Genomic DNA, 13,939 nt, shown 5'->3' with positions numbered 1-13,939 from the left:
GGCAATACTGCCGGAATGAACACCAGACCCGAAGGCGCACCAACCCTGCGCAGACCCACTATTGCAGATTTCAAAACCAGCCTTGGACTGGGTCTTCGCGATTTCCTTGCCAATCCTGTCACGGATCTGTTCTTCGCCAGTTTCTTTGTCATTGTCGGGTTGATCATGGGCTGGATCACCTATGCCACCGGACAGACGTTCTGGCTGATCCTTGCGGTGCTGGGCTTTCCTCTGGTCGGGGCGCTGGCGGCACTTGGATTTTATGAGACAAGCCGCCTCAGGGCCGCAGGAGAAGAGATTCATTTCCCCGATGTGCTGCGCGTGGTCTGGACCAGCAAATCGGGCCAGTTGCCTTGGCTGGCCACAATCATTGTGGTGATTTTCCTGTTCTGGTTCTTCCTAGGTCATATGATTTTTGCGCTGTTTCTGGGCCTTTCTCCTATGACCAATGTTTCCACCTCGCTTGAGGTGTTTCTGCGCCCCGATGGACTGATGATGCTTGGCTTCGGCACCGTGATCGGTGCGATCTTTGCAACTGTGGTGTTCTCGCTCAGCGTTCTTGGTATGCCGATGCTGCTGGATCGCGACGTCGATTTTATGACAGCGATGTTGCGTTCCATGTCCGCGGTGCAGGACAGTTTCGCGCTTTATATCCTCTGGGGGATATTCATCGGCGTTGTGACCCTGGCTGCGATGATCCCGCTGTTTCTGGGGCTTTTTATTGCGATGCCAGTGCTGGGCCACGCCACATGGCATCTTTACCGGCGCGTGGCTGCCTAGGATCAGGCCCTAACCGCTGATCAATCCTGCCACCATGGCGCCCAAGGCCACGACATGGATCAACATGATCGCCTTGTCGCGCCACAACACGCCCACTGTGAACCAGCCGATCAGCCCGATCAGGAACAGATAGATATTAAGCGGCGTCAGCCCGAATGCCGTGGCGCTGTAGCCCATGATCTGCACAACCGAAGCGGCCCATTTGAGGGTCATGATGCCGCGTTCCCGTTGCATTGTTCCGAGACGAGGGTGGGGTATTGACGGCATTTCAGATCACCTTTGCATAAGACATGGCAAGCGGGGCGAGAAAGGCCGCCTGCACTTCGGCAGCGCTGAGGTGCACGCCATTGAATGACAGCGCCTTGGCCCCGCAGGCATCGGCAATCAGCGTCACGTCATAACCCAGATCCCGTGCCGCACGCGCGGTCGCATCAATGCACATTTGCGTCATAGCGCCGATGATCGTCACTTGGGTGATCCCCGCCGCCTGAAGATGTGCGTGCAGATCTGTTCCATGAAAGCTGTTGGGGCGGTGTTTGAGGATCATCGCCTCACCTTCCTGCGGTGCGACGGAGGCGTGGATTTGCGCCCCCTGGGTGCCGGGACGAAAGAATGGTGCGCTGTCGCTGGCGGCCTCGTGATAGACATGCACGACCATCTCACCAGCGGTCCGAGCGTCCTGCAGCACTTCGGCAGCATGTGACGCGACGCGTTCCATGTCTTCCACGGGCCACAGCCCTCCGGTGAAATAATCGTTCTGAATGTCCACGAGAACCAAGGCCATTGAATTGCTCATACCAGCCTCACAGGTCCAGCGGGTGGATCTGGATCGTCTTGCCGCGCTGGAACCAGCGGCGCCGGGTGGTCTTGTTTGTTCTGGGGTGTTCGCGCATTTCCACTTTGTCGGTGCGGGTCGCAGTCATGAAGGCTTGAGCATAAATATTTAACATGTCGGTTCCTTTCCTTGCATGCATCTGCTGTTGAATATGTTTGAAACGGTGACATACTGCGAGTCACGGATGTTCGCATTGTGTAAGCTGGGGTTTAATATGGATTGGCGTCACCTACCGCCATTGTCGGCGCTCAGGGCGTTTTCGGCCTTTGCCCAGACCCGTAACTTGGTGGCGGCAGGTGAGGCGCTTGGCGTCAGCCACGCCGCGATCAGCCAACAGTTGCGTGCGCTTGAGGCACATCTGGACGTGGCATTGCTTGATCGGTCCGGGCGGGGTCTGCAGCTGACGGACGCGGGCGAGACATTGGCCAAAGCCCTGCAGGCGGGATTTGCCGCGATGATCGAAGCGACGCAAGAGATCACCGGCGCGTTGGACGACAAGCCGCTGCATATTTCTGTCACGCCCACCTTTGCCGCCTCATGGTTGATGCCGCGCATGCCAAAGTTTCGGGCGCGGCATCCCGAGGTGGATCTGATGATTGATCCAACACCAGAGATTGTCACGCTGTCCTCAGACGGAATTGATGTGGCGCTGCGTTATGGGGTTGGGCCGTGGCCGGGGCTGGATGCGGAAATGCTGCTCCGCTCGCCTATGGTCGTGGTGGCTGCGCCCTGTTTGGTTGGCGATGGTCCGGGCCCGGACATCAATGCCTTGGCCGATCTGCCGTGGCTCGAAGAGTTTGGCACATCTGAAAGCACCAGATGGCTGGACCGTCACGGGATGTCCGGCGCACGCAAACACGGGATGGTGCAGGTGCCCGGCAATCTCTTGCTTGACGGGGCGCGGGACGGGCAGGGGGTGATTGTAACCGTGCGTGAATTTGTTGCGCGGGATATCGCGGCGGGGCGATTGCGTGAGTTGCACATCGAACCGGACGATGATGCAGGCTATCACCTTGTCAAACGGCCCGGCGTGATGCGGCCCGTTCTGAAATCATTTGTGACATGGATACGCCGTGAGGCGCGTGAGACTGCCTGACCAGGAAATGGTGTGGGCGGTTTAGCTGGGCCCAATCATGAAACAGCTGATCTTGCGCGCCGCCAGACGTCGGCAGGCCAGATCGGCGGTTTCGCGTGTCATCCCAAGAAAATTGGCGTCAAAGCCCTGTGGGCGTCGCACCACCTTGCGCAGGCTGCCATCGAGTGTGGCCATTTCTGCCAAGGCGGTTTTAAGCAGCACTTTTTCTGCGGCAAACTTGCTGGGGTAGCGGCCCACGTTGACGCCCCAATGCCGGCCACCTGATGTGGAAACACGGGTCACGATCTCTTGGGGACGGGCCTTTTTCGGTCCTGGCGCGACTGAGGCCAAGGTGGATGGACGTGCTGCAGGTCTGATTGACACGGCGGCAGAGGCCAGGGTCACAACCGGCGCTGTTTCGGCTGGTTTCGTTTCGGCGGCTTCGGCGACAGGTTTAACTGGCGGCTTGGCTGACTCTGCCGGCTTGGCCTCGGCGACCAATACCGGGGCTTGATGGCCCGGACGCAGAACAGGGCGCTTTGATTTCTTGACGGCGCCGACGACGCGAATGGTCTTGCCAGCGCCACCTGCAGTGGAACCGGGCACAACGGATTTTTCGGTCTCGACATCGGCATAAACCGGCTTGGCCGGTTTGCGCAGCGGCGCACGTGAGGGCGCGCGGCGGAAACCAAGATCCATCAGCTCTGCCACCTTGGCATTGCGCGAAGAGGTGGATTTGCCGCCAAACACGGTCACGATAATGCGTTCATTGCCCCGTTCAGCGGAGGCGGTGAGGTTAAAGCCGGAGGCGCGTGTATATCCCGTCTTGATCCCGTCTGCACCGCGATAGTCGTTCAGGAAACGGCGGTTCGTGTGTGTTACTTTGCGCACACCCGCATCAGCGGTGATGCGCGAAAACAGATTGTAATATTGCGGAAAATCATACAGCAGGTGGCGCCCCGCGATGGTCATGTCGCGGGCGGTGGACAGGTGGCCCGCTTCGGTCAGGCCGTGCATATTCTTGAACGTGGTCCGCGTCATACCCAGCGCCTTGGCGGTGCGGTTCATGCGGCGGGCAAACTTGGCTTCGGACCCCGAGATCGCCTCGCCAATTGCGGTGGCGGCGTCATTGGCGGATTTCACAGCGGCGGCGCGGATCAGATAACGCAGGGCAATGCGCTGTCCAGGGCGCAGTCCCAGTTTGCTGGGCGGCTCTGCTGCGGCCTTCTTGGAAATAGTGACCTTGGTATCAAGGGAGATTTCACCGCGCTGGATCGCCTCAAAGGCCACGTAAAGGGTCATCATCTTGGTCAGAGATGCCGGATGCAGGCGGGTGTCGGCGTTGCGGGCATGCAGCACCTTACCGGTGCGGGCATCGATTACATAAGCGGCATAGGGTGCAGCCATCGCACTGAGCGGAAGCACCACCAAGAGCCAAAAAGCCGTGATAAAAAATAGCCCCAAACGGGCCGGCTGAACGCGCCGCGCCTTCATGATGAACTGCCTTTTTCTGCCTCAAGCCGCCGATTTATTCGGCTGACCATGTATTATTATCGTTCGACACTAGCATAAGGTGTATTCAAAATAAACCCATTCATTCAAAGGATTAACGGGAAATTAACGTTCTGGCTTGTCAACATGTTGGGTTTGCTCCGGCCCATGACCCCACCACGGCCATTGTGGCGGGAATAAGGCAAGAACTTGGCGGGCTGCCATGTTTCGTTTGGCCCGGATTTTTGGGTTCGGAATCGCCCTGATCAGGCCTGCGTCAGACCGTAAATAAAATCGGGTAGCGCGCCGAGATCAGCAAGCTCTGCAAATCGTGGGGCGTCAGCGGGGGCTTTGGCGTGCTCAATCGCCCAGGTCAGCCCATGCGGGATCAACACGCCCCATCCGCCCGCATCAATCATCGGCACCACATCCGAGGCCATGGAATTGCCCGCCATCAAACCCTGATCCGCGCCCGTGCCAAGCCGGGTAAAAATTTCGTGGTACTCGGCGGCGGTCTTGTGGGAAACGATCTCGATGGCATCAAAATGCTCGCGCAGACCCGATTGCGCCAATTTACGCGACTGGTCCAGAAGATCGCCCTTGGTGATCAGGATCAGTTTGAAATCATCGCGCAGCGTCGCCAGGGTGGTCTCGACGTGGGGCAGCAATTCAATCGGATGGGACAGCATATCGCGCCCCGCCGCGAGTATTTCGCCAATGACATCTGCGGGCACTTTTCCTTCTGTCACTTCAATCGCGGTTTCGATCATCGACAGGGTGAACCCTTTGATGCCAAAGCCGTAATGCGGCAAATTGCGCCGCTCCGCCGCCAAGAGGCGGTCCATCAAGTGGTCCTTCTCGTTGTGATCGGCCAGAAGTTCGGCAAAATGGGCCTGAGTCATCGCAAAGAAGCGTTCATTGTGCCAAAGCGTGTCATCGGCATCCAATCCGATGGCTGTTAACGGCGTGGTCATTTTCTTCTGCCTCTTTTCTAATGCCTGTGGCAGGTTATATAGACGCCAACACGACTCACCAATGTTTCGAAGCAACTCAGGAGCAGCAATGCGCCTTGATGATCATATGATGGCAGACCGGCCCGGCGATGACGACGGCCAGACCGACCTGCTGACCAAGACCAAGCCAAAGACCAAACGCCCGCCTTTGTACAAGGTGATGCTGCTCAATGACGATTTCACACCGATGGAATTCGTTGTGCATGTGCTTGAGCGTTTCTTTGGGCTCAATCATGCGCAGGCTTTCGAGATCATGCTGACAGTTCACAAAAAGGGGCTGGCAGTTGTGGGTGTGTTCAGCCACGAGATTGCCGAAACCAAAGTGGCGCAAGTTATGGATTTTGCCCGCCGGCATCAGCATCCGTTGCAGTGCACGATGGAAAAGGAAGAATAGCGCGTGATTGACGCGCGATTGCAGCTGGCGCTGGGTGGGGGTGGATTGGACCTGCCCCAGGACGGTCTGATCGGGGTGTTCCGTCCGACTGTTGATGCCGACCTTGACGGGATCGACATGGATCGGTGCCAGATTCTGCATGATTTCAAACCATTCTACGCAGCATGGGAAAGCCGCGGCTATACCGTGGCCAATGCGCCAACTGAGCGCTTTGCCGCGACGGTTGTTTGCCTGCCTCGGGCCAAGCAAGAGGCCCGCAGTTTGATTGCGCAGGCCTGCGCATTCAGTGACGGGCCGGTCGTTGTAGATGGCCAAAAGACCGATGGTATCGATTCCATTTTTCGTGAGATGCGCGGCCGGGTGACAGTGCATGGCCCGATTTCCAAGGCGCATGGCAAATTGTTCTGGATCGACGCGCCTGCCGCCGATTGTTTTGCCGATTGGGAGGCCGGACCAGAGCAGACCGATGGCGGGTTCTGGACCGCGCCGGGGGTGTTTTCTGCGGATGGGGTCGATCTGGCCTCGGCTTTGCTGGTAGATGCCCTGCCAGATAAAATGGGCAAAGAAGTTGCGGATCTGGGGGCCGGTTGGGGCTTTCTTTCCGCGCATGTCCTCACACGGCCCGAAGTGACTTCTGTGCATATGGTTGAGGCGGGGCATATGGCGCTGGAATGTGCGCGCCACAATGTCACCGATGACCGTGCAAAGTTCTATTGGGAGGATGCCACCACTTGGCAGCCGCCGCACCGGATGGATACGGTTGTGATGAACCCGCCCTTTCACACGGGCCGCGCCGCAGAGCCGCAGATCGGTCAGGCCTTTGTCGCCGCTGCCGCGCGGATTTTGTCGCCGCAGGGACATCTGTGGATGGTCGCCAACCGGCACCTGCCTTATGAAGTTGAGTTGAAAAAACGCTTCGCCCATGTAGAAGAGATGGGCGGCGATGCGCGGTTCAAGCTGTTCCACGCGACGCGGCCATCGCGCCCAAGGCGCTGATTTCACCAAAAGGGGCACCTCATGTCTTTTTCTGTTTCTGGAAAAACCGCCATTGTGACAGGTGCGGCCAATGGGATCGGCCTGGCCATTGCCCGCCATCTGGCCGACCACGGCGCCAATGTGATGTGTGCGGATGCGGATGAAAAAGGTTTGATCGCCGAATTGGGGGATGAACCGGAAGATGGCAATATCCGCACCTTTGCAGGGGATCTGCGCCAGCGGCTGACGGTGGCCAATCTGGTATCGGCAACGATTGATGCTTTTGATCAGATCGACATTCTGGTGAACGCCTCGCGGCAATTGCTGCCGACAGATGCGCTTAACGTCGAAGACGATTCTGTTTCGACGCTGCTGGATCAAAACCTGATGACGGCCCTGCGGTTGACGCAGTTCGTGGCCAAACGCATGATCAAACAAGAGGCGGACCAGCCCGAGGGGCAAATCGGCTCTATCATCAATCTCAGCTCGATCGCGGCGCGGCAAATTCAGCCGGACTTGATGGGTTATGCCATCGCCGCATCCGCGGTGCAGCAGATGACGCGGTCCATGGCGCTGGTTCTGGCCCAGCACCGGATTCGCGTGAATGCGATCTCGTTCGGATCGGTGATGAGCGGGAGCTTGCGGGCCACGGTTGCGGAAAACCGCGAGTGGCGCGATGATATTCGCGATCATACCCCGCTTGGGCGCATCGCCTCTCCAACGGAACTGTGCGAAGCGGTGCAATTTCTTGCCGCTGAAAGCTCTGCTTTTATGACCGGTGAAGTGATGGTGATCGACGGCGGGCGCAGCCTGCTGGACGCGGTGAGCGCCCCTGCACATTGATCAGGCGTTCGCCTCTGCGGCTTGATCTTTCGCATTGCTCGGCACAATCCAGCGGGCAAACAGCCACGCCAAGACAAACACTGCAAATCCGCCCAACAGATCGCTAAAGTGATGCCCGCCGTGTGACAGGATCGCGGGCAGCATCCCGATATTGAGCAAGACCATCGGCCAAAAGATCATCGTCCCCCGAACGAAGCAGATCGCGAGAAACACCATCACCGTATGGTATGATGGAAAGGCGATTGTGCCCATGATCATACCGGGGGCGATCAATGCATTGCCTTCCTGGGTCATGCGCAACAACTGCCCGCCTTCGGCGTGACCGTGGACCAGCCCAAGCGCCTGTTCGATGGAGGTTGGCAAGGTGAAATATGCGGAAGGGCCAATGCTGGGCCAAGCCCACCAGAACGCCACAGCAAACAGCAGCGAGACAATGCCGGCCACCAGAACGCGGTGCAATTGCACGGTGCGGCCCGTCAAGCCCAGTACAAAGATCACCACGAACAACTGACCCAGTGAGGTGTTGTAAACCCAGCCAAGGATCTTGCCGAGAGTTGGGTACTGCGCAATAAAGCCGACGAAGCCGACCCAGTCATATCCAACCAGCCACTGGTCGATACGCATAAGGTCTGTGTCGATCAACGGTGTGCTGATCGGAAACCGCAGATAGATCAAGATCGCGATGACGCCGGAAAACCCGATATAGATGCCCGCGCCAATCGCTGCCAATCCGGCACGGTGCATTTGTTTTTTGACACGGATATATGCACCCAGACCAATCAACCCGATGGCCGGTGCAAAGCTGATAAGAAACGCGGCCCAGGCGACCTGCTGGTCAAATGCAAAGGCCAGAACTGCCGCGAGCGCGCCTGTCAGCACTGACAACACAATGAGGAAAATCTCGGCAGGGGCCAGCCACAGCCCGACCTTTTCCAAGGCGGGTCTTGGTGCCGTCTTTTGAGGGGCGGCGAAAGTTAGGCTGGCATCGGTTGGCATGGACGCTCTCCGGAGTTGGTCACAGTTGGTATCTTTGGTTTTTTGGGCCAGATTTGGGCGCGAGCGGGGCAATTGGATGAAGCTCAGTGCGTCGCGGCCCGCAACGGGAAATTCCCGGCGGTGCCTGCGCCAGCAAACTGATGTAATTTTCGATGAGGTTTTGGGCTTGACGCCAAGCGGAGGCTGCCCTACTTCACGCGCGGATGGCGTTATAGCTCAGTTGGTTAGAGCGAACGACTCATAATCGTTAGGTCCCTGGTTCAAATCCAGGTAACGCCACCATCTCCTCCCTTATTTTTCAATGCCGCTCAGGGCTGCACCTAAGCACTATAATGCGCAGATTTATCTTTGCCGTTGACTGCGGCGCGGCGCTGGCTTGGGATGATCTGCACTAAAATGCTTTGTCTGTGCGCGACTTGTCCTGTCGGAAGGGCCGGTTTTGGCCGGTAAACCTGTGACAAATTGCGTTTTTGCCTGTCTTGGCTTGCGTCATCGCGGCCAGCGGGTATTGATTATAGGCACAACCGGGGGTGCAAGCAGCACTTCGGCAAAATCAGGACCGCGGTACAACCGGGGCCAGATGGATAACAAAGGGAGACCACTATGATTTTTCGCAGAACCCTGATGGGTATGGCGGGGGCAGCTGTTGCTGCAACCTTGATGGCGACAACCGCAATGGCGCAGGAGGTGACGCTGCGCATGCACCAATTCCTGCCACCGCAGGCCAATGTGCCCAAGCTGGTGCTGGATGTCTGGGCGGACAACGTTGAAAAAGACAGCGGCGGCCGTATCAAGGTTGAGCGCTATCCTTCCATGCAGCTGGGCGGCAAACCACCAGAACTGATGGACCAGGCGATCGACGGCGTGGCCGACATCGTCTGGACCGTGGTTGGCTATACGCCGGGCCGCTATCCCAGCACTGAGGTGTTCGAACTGCCGTTCATGATGACAAACGCCCGCGCGGCCTCTTCGGCCTATTGGCAGATGTTTGAAAAGCACATGAAAGACGGTGAATTCAAAGATGTGCATATTCTGGGCACATGGGTTCACGGCCCCGGCATGATCCACGTCAACAAGGAAGTCCGCACGCCTGCCGATATGGAAGGCCTGAAAATCCGCGGTGGTTCGCGTCTTGTGAACTCGCTGCTGGAAAAAATGGGCTCCACACCCGTGGGCATGCCGGTTCCGGCCGTGCCAGAAGGCCTGTCCAAAGGTGTGATCGACGGCACAACCATTCCTTGGGAAGTGACCGGCGCGTTGAAAGTGCCAGAGCTGGTGGATTACCACACCGAATTTGAAGGCAATGCCCTTTATGTTCTGACCTTCGTTCTGGCGATGAACAAGGACCGCTACGAGGGTCTGCCAGCGGATCTGCAAAAGGTGATCGACGACAACTCCGGTCTGGAATTCTCCATCTTTGCAGGTGGCACGCAGTCCGATGCCGATGGTCCTTCACGTCAGGCCGCCGTGGATCGTGGCAACACCATCGTGACAGTTTCGGGTGATGATGTTCAGGCGTGGCGCGATGTGGCGCAGCCGATCTATGACGAATGGATCGCAGACATGAAGTCTAAAGGCATCGACGGTCAGGCTCTGATCGACGAAGCAAGAATGCTGATGGACGCTTACGATAAGTAATCGCCTTGCATGAATACAGATCTGCGGCAGTCCTGCTGCCGCAGATCTTTTTTACTGAACTGAGAGAATAGCAATGCACCGGCTGATCCAGTCCCTTGCACGCCTCACCGCTTTGGCTGGTGGGTTTGTGCTGATCGTGTTGATCGTTCTAACGTCACTGTCGATCATTGGGCGCTCCGTGAACAAGCTGCTGCACAATGACTTCTTTCAGCAAAAGATGACCGGCTTCTCCCAAGCCCTGCTTGATCTCGGCATTGGTGAGATCAATGGCAGCTACGAGCTGCTTGAGGCCGGCGTCGCCTTTGCGATTTTTTCTTTCCTGCCGCTGTGCCAGCTTTATGGCGCTCATGCGACAGTGGATGTATTTACCGCCGCTCTTCCGGTCCGGGCGAACCGTTGGATTGCCGCCTTTTGGGAGATTGTTCTGGCGCTCGTGCTGGCGCTGATCATCTGGCGGCTGTACGAGGGGATGCAGCGCTACATGGGCAATGGCGAGACAACGTTGTTCCTGCAGTTTCCGGTTTGGTGGGCCTATGCGGCCAGCTTTGCTGCAGGCGTCGTGACCTGCATTGTTGCGGCCTATTGCGCGGTGATGCGCCTTTTGGAGGCTGTGCAGAACCACAGCATTCTGCCGTCCGAGCATGGGGAACATTGAAATGACCAACCTCGAATTGGGCTTTTGGTCCTTTCCCATCCTGATGATCATGGTGTTTCTGCGCGCGCCGATTGGTCTGGCTATGCTGCTGTGTGGATTTGGCGGCTGGTATATGGCGATGGGCGGCAATCCGACCCCGCTGTTGGCCAAGCTGAAATCTGAGACCTACACCACCTTTTCCAGCTATTCGCTGACCATCATTCCGATGTTCTTGCTGATGGGGCAATTTGCGACCCTGTCCGGGATGAGTCAGGCCCTTTTCAAAGCAGCAGAAAGCTTTCTTGGTCACCGCCGCGGCGGCGTTGCCATGGCGGCTGTCGGTGCCTGCGCCGGGTTTGGTGCGATTTGCGGATCGTCGCTGGCCACGGCTGCGACCATGTCCAAGGTCGCCCTGCCGGAGTTGAAACGCTATGGCTATTCGGGTGGTTTCTCCACCGCGACGCTGGCCGCTGGCGGCACGCTGGGCATTCTGATCCCGCCCTCTGTGATCTTGGTGATCTACGCCATCCTGACCGAACAAAATATCGCCAAGCTGTTCCTCGCAGCGTTCATACCGGGCATTCTGGCGGCGCTGGGGTATATTCTGACCATTTCCATCTATGTGCGTCTGCACCCGGATGCGGCAGGCACCCGTCCTGCGGTCCCCATGGCCGAGAGGTTTCGCGCCCTGGCCGACACATGGCCGGTTCTGGTGATCTTCCTCGTGGTGGTTGGCGGCATCTATCTGGGCTGGTTTACACCCACCGAAGGCTCCGCCATTGGTGCGATGGGCACGGGGCTGGTGGCGCTGGTGTCCGGCAGTTTGAACTGGAAAGTGCTGGGTGACAGCCTTTTGGGTACAGCGCGGACCACGGCGATGATCTTTTTCATCGTGCTGGGCGCGGCGTTTTACAACGGCTTCCTTGCCCTGTCGGGCGTGCCGCAGTTCATGGCCGATTGGGTCGTGACACAGGGCTTCAGCCCGCTGTTGGTGCTTTGCGTAATCTTGGCCTTCTATCTGGTCTTTGGTTGTCTGATGGACAGCCTGTCGATGATCCTGCTGACCGTGCCGATCTTTTTCCCGGTGATTTCGGCGATGGATTTTGGGATGAGCCCGGAACATCTGGCGATCTGGTTCGGCATTCTGGTGCTGATCGTGGTCGAGGTTGGTTTGATCACGCCGCCGGTGGGGATGAACCTGTTTATCATCAACTCGATGGACCGCGAGACCCCGATGACCGAGACCTACAAATCAGTGATGTATTTTGTCGGCTCCGACATCCTGCGCGTTATCATTCTGGTGGCTTTCCCCGCGATTACATTGTTCCTGCTGCCCGGCTGACGGGCCGCCATCGGGAAAGCTGCCGCTGGATCAACCGCCCTGCAATTTTGCAGGCTTAGGGAGGTTTGCAATGACGGCACATTTGGGGCTGAAACCACATCAGGTTCTGCGCGAGGATCGCGCGAATGGGGCAATTGTCTTGCAGTCCGGATATACCCATGGGCCGGTGGCGCGGTGCACAGGGGATTGGCTGGATCAATGGGCGGATGCAACGCCCGACGCCCTGTTTCTGGCCGAACGGTCCGGGACAGGCTGGCGCAAGGTCACCTACGGCGCGGCGCGGGATATGGTCCGGACGATAGCGGGGCACCTGTTGAACCGCGATCTAGGCCCGGACCGGCCTGTTTTGATCATCTCCGGCAACAGCATTGACCACGCCTTGCTCAGCCTTGCGGCGCAATATGTCGGTATTCCAGTGGTGCCTGTTGCCGAACAATACGCCCTGATCCCCGCCGCGCATGGGCGGTTGATCCATGCCGCAGACATGGTGCGCCCCGGTTTGGTCTATGCATCGGATGCGTCCCAATATGGAGCCGCGCTGGATCTGGAGATATTTGCGGGCGTTGAAAAACTATCGTCGATGCCGGGGGGCAGTGGTGCGACGGATCTGGCCGATCTGATGCGCCCCGGCACCGGCGATGTGCAGACGGCGGCAGATGCGGTGACGCCCGAGACGTTGGCCAAGATCCTGCTCACCTCCGGCTCCACTTCCGATCCCAAAGGGGTGCTGACCACGCAGCGAATGATGACCACCAATCAGGCACAGGTCGCGGCCTGCCTGCCGTTCCTCGCCAAACGTCCGCCCCGGTTGGTCGATTGGTTGCCGTGGAATCACACCTTTGGCGGCTCGTATAATTTCAATCTGGTGCTGGCCAATGGCGGTAGCATGCATCTGGACGATGGCAAACCTGCGCCGGGGCTGTTTGACCGGACCCGCCAGAACCTTGCCGAAATCTCGGCCACCATAAGCTTTAACGTACCTGTTGGTTTTGCCCAGTTGGTCACGGCGCTAAAGGCGGATAAGGCGTTGCGCGAGACCTATTTTGCCGATCTCGATATGATCTTTTACGCAGGCGCGTCCCTGCCGCAGGACATCTGGATGGCTTTGGAACAACTGGCGTTGGACACTTGCGGGCAATTGCCCCTGATCACCACCTCTTGGGGGCTGACCGAAACCGCACCGGGGGTGATGATCAGCCACGAGCCGGCCAAGGGGGCAGGGCTTGTTGGCGTGCCGATGCCGGGGTGCACGGTCAAGCTGGTGCCGGACGGGGATGGCCGCTTTGATGTGCGGGTCAAAGGCGACAACGTCACGCCCGGATATCTGAACAACCCTGAAAAAACGCAGGAGGCGTTCGACGGCGAGGGCTATTTCATCACCGGCGACGCTATGCAGTTGGTGGCCCCCGCAGATGCCGATCGCGGGCTGATGTTTGACGGGCGGATCTCCGAAAACTTCAAACTGATGACCGGCACTTGGGTGCGGGCCTCGCAATTGCGCCTTGATGTGTTGGCGGCACTGGCCCCCCTGGCGCAGGACGTGGTGATAACAGGTGAGGACCGGTCCGAGGTGGGGGTGATGATCCTGCCCAACCGCGCCGCGATTGCCGCGCAAGGCTGGACTATGACAGAGGCGGATGGCGTAATCACCTGCGCCCCGTTGCAAGAAGAACTGGGCCGGCGTCTGTCGGCGTTGGCCGGGCAGTCAGATCAATCCACGCATGTCAGCTGCGCCTTGGTCTTGTCTGAACCGGCCTCCATGGCCGAGGGAGAGGCGACCGCGAAGGGAAATATCAACTTTCCCAAGTTCCTGCGCCGCCGCGCCGATCTGGTGGATCAGCTTTATGATCCGCAAACCGAAAGCCGGATCACCACTGCGCATTAAAGTGCAACCTTTTGTGCTGCCGGTTGCGCATATGCGGG

Annotated in this window: 15 protein-coding genes and 1 tRNA gene; 10 read left to right on the top strand and 6 right to left on the bottom strand. The window is 58.3% G+C overall.

Annotated features, from left to right (window positions below; genetic code table 11):
* Window positions 1–15 precede the first annotated feature (15 nt).
* Complete coding sequence (locus JNX03_RS11500; protein WP_203209175.1) at window positions 16–780, top strand: DUF2189 domain-containing protein; 765 nt, start codon at window positions 16–18, stop codon at window positions 778–780.
* Between the two features lie 9 nt (window positions 781–789).
* Here the strand turns inward: JNX03_RS11500 and JNX03_RS11495 are convergent, their stop codons facing one another.
* From JNX03_RS11495 to JNX03_RS11485, 3 genes are read right to left on the bottom strand one after another with little or no spacing between them, the layout of a single operon-like run.
* Window positions 790–1,014: a DUF6552 family protein gene (locus tag JNX03_RS11495; RefSeq protein WP_203209174.1), complete on the bottom strand. Its 225-nt coding sequence runs from the start codon at window positions 1,012–1,014 to the stop codon at window positions 790–792.
* Window positions 1,015–1,048: 34 nt separating this feature from the next.
* Complete coding sequence (locus JNX03_RS11490) at window positions 1,049–1,576, bottom strand: cysteine hydrolase family protein (RefSeq protein ID WP_231024215.1); 528 nt, start codon at window positions 1,574–1,576, stop codon at window positions 1,049–1,051.
* Window positions 1,577–1,583: 7 nt separating this feature from the next.
* Window positions 1,584–1,730: a hypothetical protein gene (locus tag JNX03_RS11485; protein WP_203209173.1), complete on the bottom strand. Its 147-nt coding sequence runs from the start codon at window positions 1,728–1,730 to the stop codon at window positions 1,584–1,586.
* A gap of 99 nt (window positions 1,731–1,829) precedes the next feature.
* Between JNX03_RS11485 and JNX03_RS11480 the strand changes: the two genes are divergently transcribed.
* Window positions 1,830–2,711 (top strand): LysR family transcriptional regulator, encoded by an 882-nt coding sequence (locus JNX03_RS11480; protein ID WP_203209172.1) that lies wholly within the window; start codon window positions 1,830–1,832, stop codon window positions 2,709–2,711.
* A 21-nt stretch (window positions 2,712–2,732) separates the two neighbouring features.
* Here the strand turns inward: JNX03_RS11480 and JNX03_RS11475 are convergent, their stop codons facing one another.
* Complete coding sequence (locus tag JNX03_RS11475) at window positions 2,733–4,184, bottom strand: D-alanyl-D-alanine carboxypeptidase family protein (protein WP_203209171.1); 1,452 nt, start codon at window positions 4,182–4,184, stop codon at window positions 2,733–2,735.
* A 263-nt stretch (window positions 4,185–4,447) separates the two neighbouring features.
* Complete coding sequence (locus JNX03_RS11470) at window positions 4,448–5,155, bottom strand: HAD family hydrolase (protein ID WP_203209170.1); 708 nt, start codon at window positions 5,153–5,155, stop codon at window positions 4,448–4,450.
* A gap of 88 nt (window positions 5,156–5,243) precedes the next feature.
* Between JNX03_RS11470 and clpS the strand changes: the two genes are divergently transcribed.
* The 3 genes from clpS to JNX03_RS11455 are packed head-to-tail and all read left to right on the top strand — an operon-like array spanning window position 5,244 to window position 7,406.
* The gene (clpS, locus tag JNX03_RS11465) at window positions 5,244–5,588 is read left to right on the top strand and encodes an ATP-dependent Clp protease adapter ClpS (RefSeq protein ID WP_025047014.1); all 345 of its coding nucleotides are present in this window, start codon (window positions 5,244–5,246) and stop codon (window positions 5,586–5,588) included.
* 3 nt (window positions 5,589–5,591) lie between these two features.
* Complete coding sequence (locus JNX03_RS11460; protein WP_203209169.1) at window positions 5,592–6,584, top strand: class I SAM-dependent methyltransferase; 993 nt, start codon at window positions 5,592–5,594, stop codon at window positions 6,582–6,584.
* A 21-nt stretch (window positions 6,585–6,605) separates the two neighbouring features.
* The gene (locus tag JNX03_RS11455) at window positions 6,606–7,406 is read left to right on the top strand and encodes an SDR family NAD(P)-dependent oxidoreductase (protein ID WP_203209168.1); all 801 of its coding nucleotides are present in this window, start codon (window positions 6,606–6,608) and stop codon (window positions 7,404–7,406) included.
* Here the strand turns inward: JNX03_RS11455 and JNX03_RS11450 are convergent, their stop codons facing one another.
* Window positions 7,407–8,402, bottom strand: a complete 996-nt coding sequence (locus JNX03_RS11450) for a phosphatase PAP2 family protein (protein WP_203209167.1) — start codon at window positions 8,400–8,402, stop codon at window positions 7,407–7,409.
* 205 nt (window positions 8,403–8,607) lie between these two features.
* Here JNX03_RS11450 and JNX03_RS11445 point away from each other — a divergent pair.
* The 5 genes from JNX03_RS11445 to JNX03_RS11425 all read left to right on the top strand — a co-directional run bounded on the left by JNX03_RS11445 (window position 8,608) and on the right by JNX03_RS11425 (window position 13,901).
* Window positions 8,608–8,684 (top strand) — tRNA-Met (locus JNX03_RS11445).
* A gap of 321 nt (window positions 8,685–9,005) precedes the next feature.
* A complete protein-coding gene (locus JNX03_RS11440; RefSeq protein ID WP_203209166.1) occupies window positions 9,006–10,040 on the top strand; it encodes a TRAP transporter substrate-binding protein in 1,035 nt (344 codons plus the stop codon).
* 73 nt (window positions 10,041–10,113) lie between these two features.
* Complete coding sequence (locus JNX03_RS11435) at window positions 10,114–10,695, top strand: TRAP transporter small permease (protein ID WP_203209165.1); 582 nt, start codon at window positions 10,114–10,116, stop codon at window positions 10,693–10,695.
* 1 nt (window position 10,696) lies between these two features.
* Window positions 10,697–12,016, top strand: coding sequence for a TRAP transporter large permease (locus JNX03_RS11430; protein ID WP_203209164.1), 1,320 nt, complete (start codon window positions 10,697–10,699; stop codon window positions 12,014–12,016).
* A 70-nt stretch (window positions 12,017–12,086) separates the two neighbouring features.
* Entirely contained in the window at window positions 12,087–13,901 is a 1,815-nt protein-coding gene (locus JNX03_RS11425; RefSeq protein WP_203209163.1) for a feruloyl-CoA synthase, read from the top strand.
* Window positions 13,902–13,939: the final 38 nt, after the last annotated feature.

Origin of the sequence: Sulfitobacter mediterraneus (genome assembly GCF_016801775.1) — a bacterium.
GTDB lineage: Bacteria > Pseudomonadota > Alphaproteobacteria > Rhodobacterales > Rhodobacteraceae > Sulfitobacter > Sulfitobacter mediterraneus_A.
The sequence above is the reverse complement of the archived record's forward strand: the minus strand, read 5'-3'. Positions and strand labels throughout refer to the sequence as shown.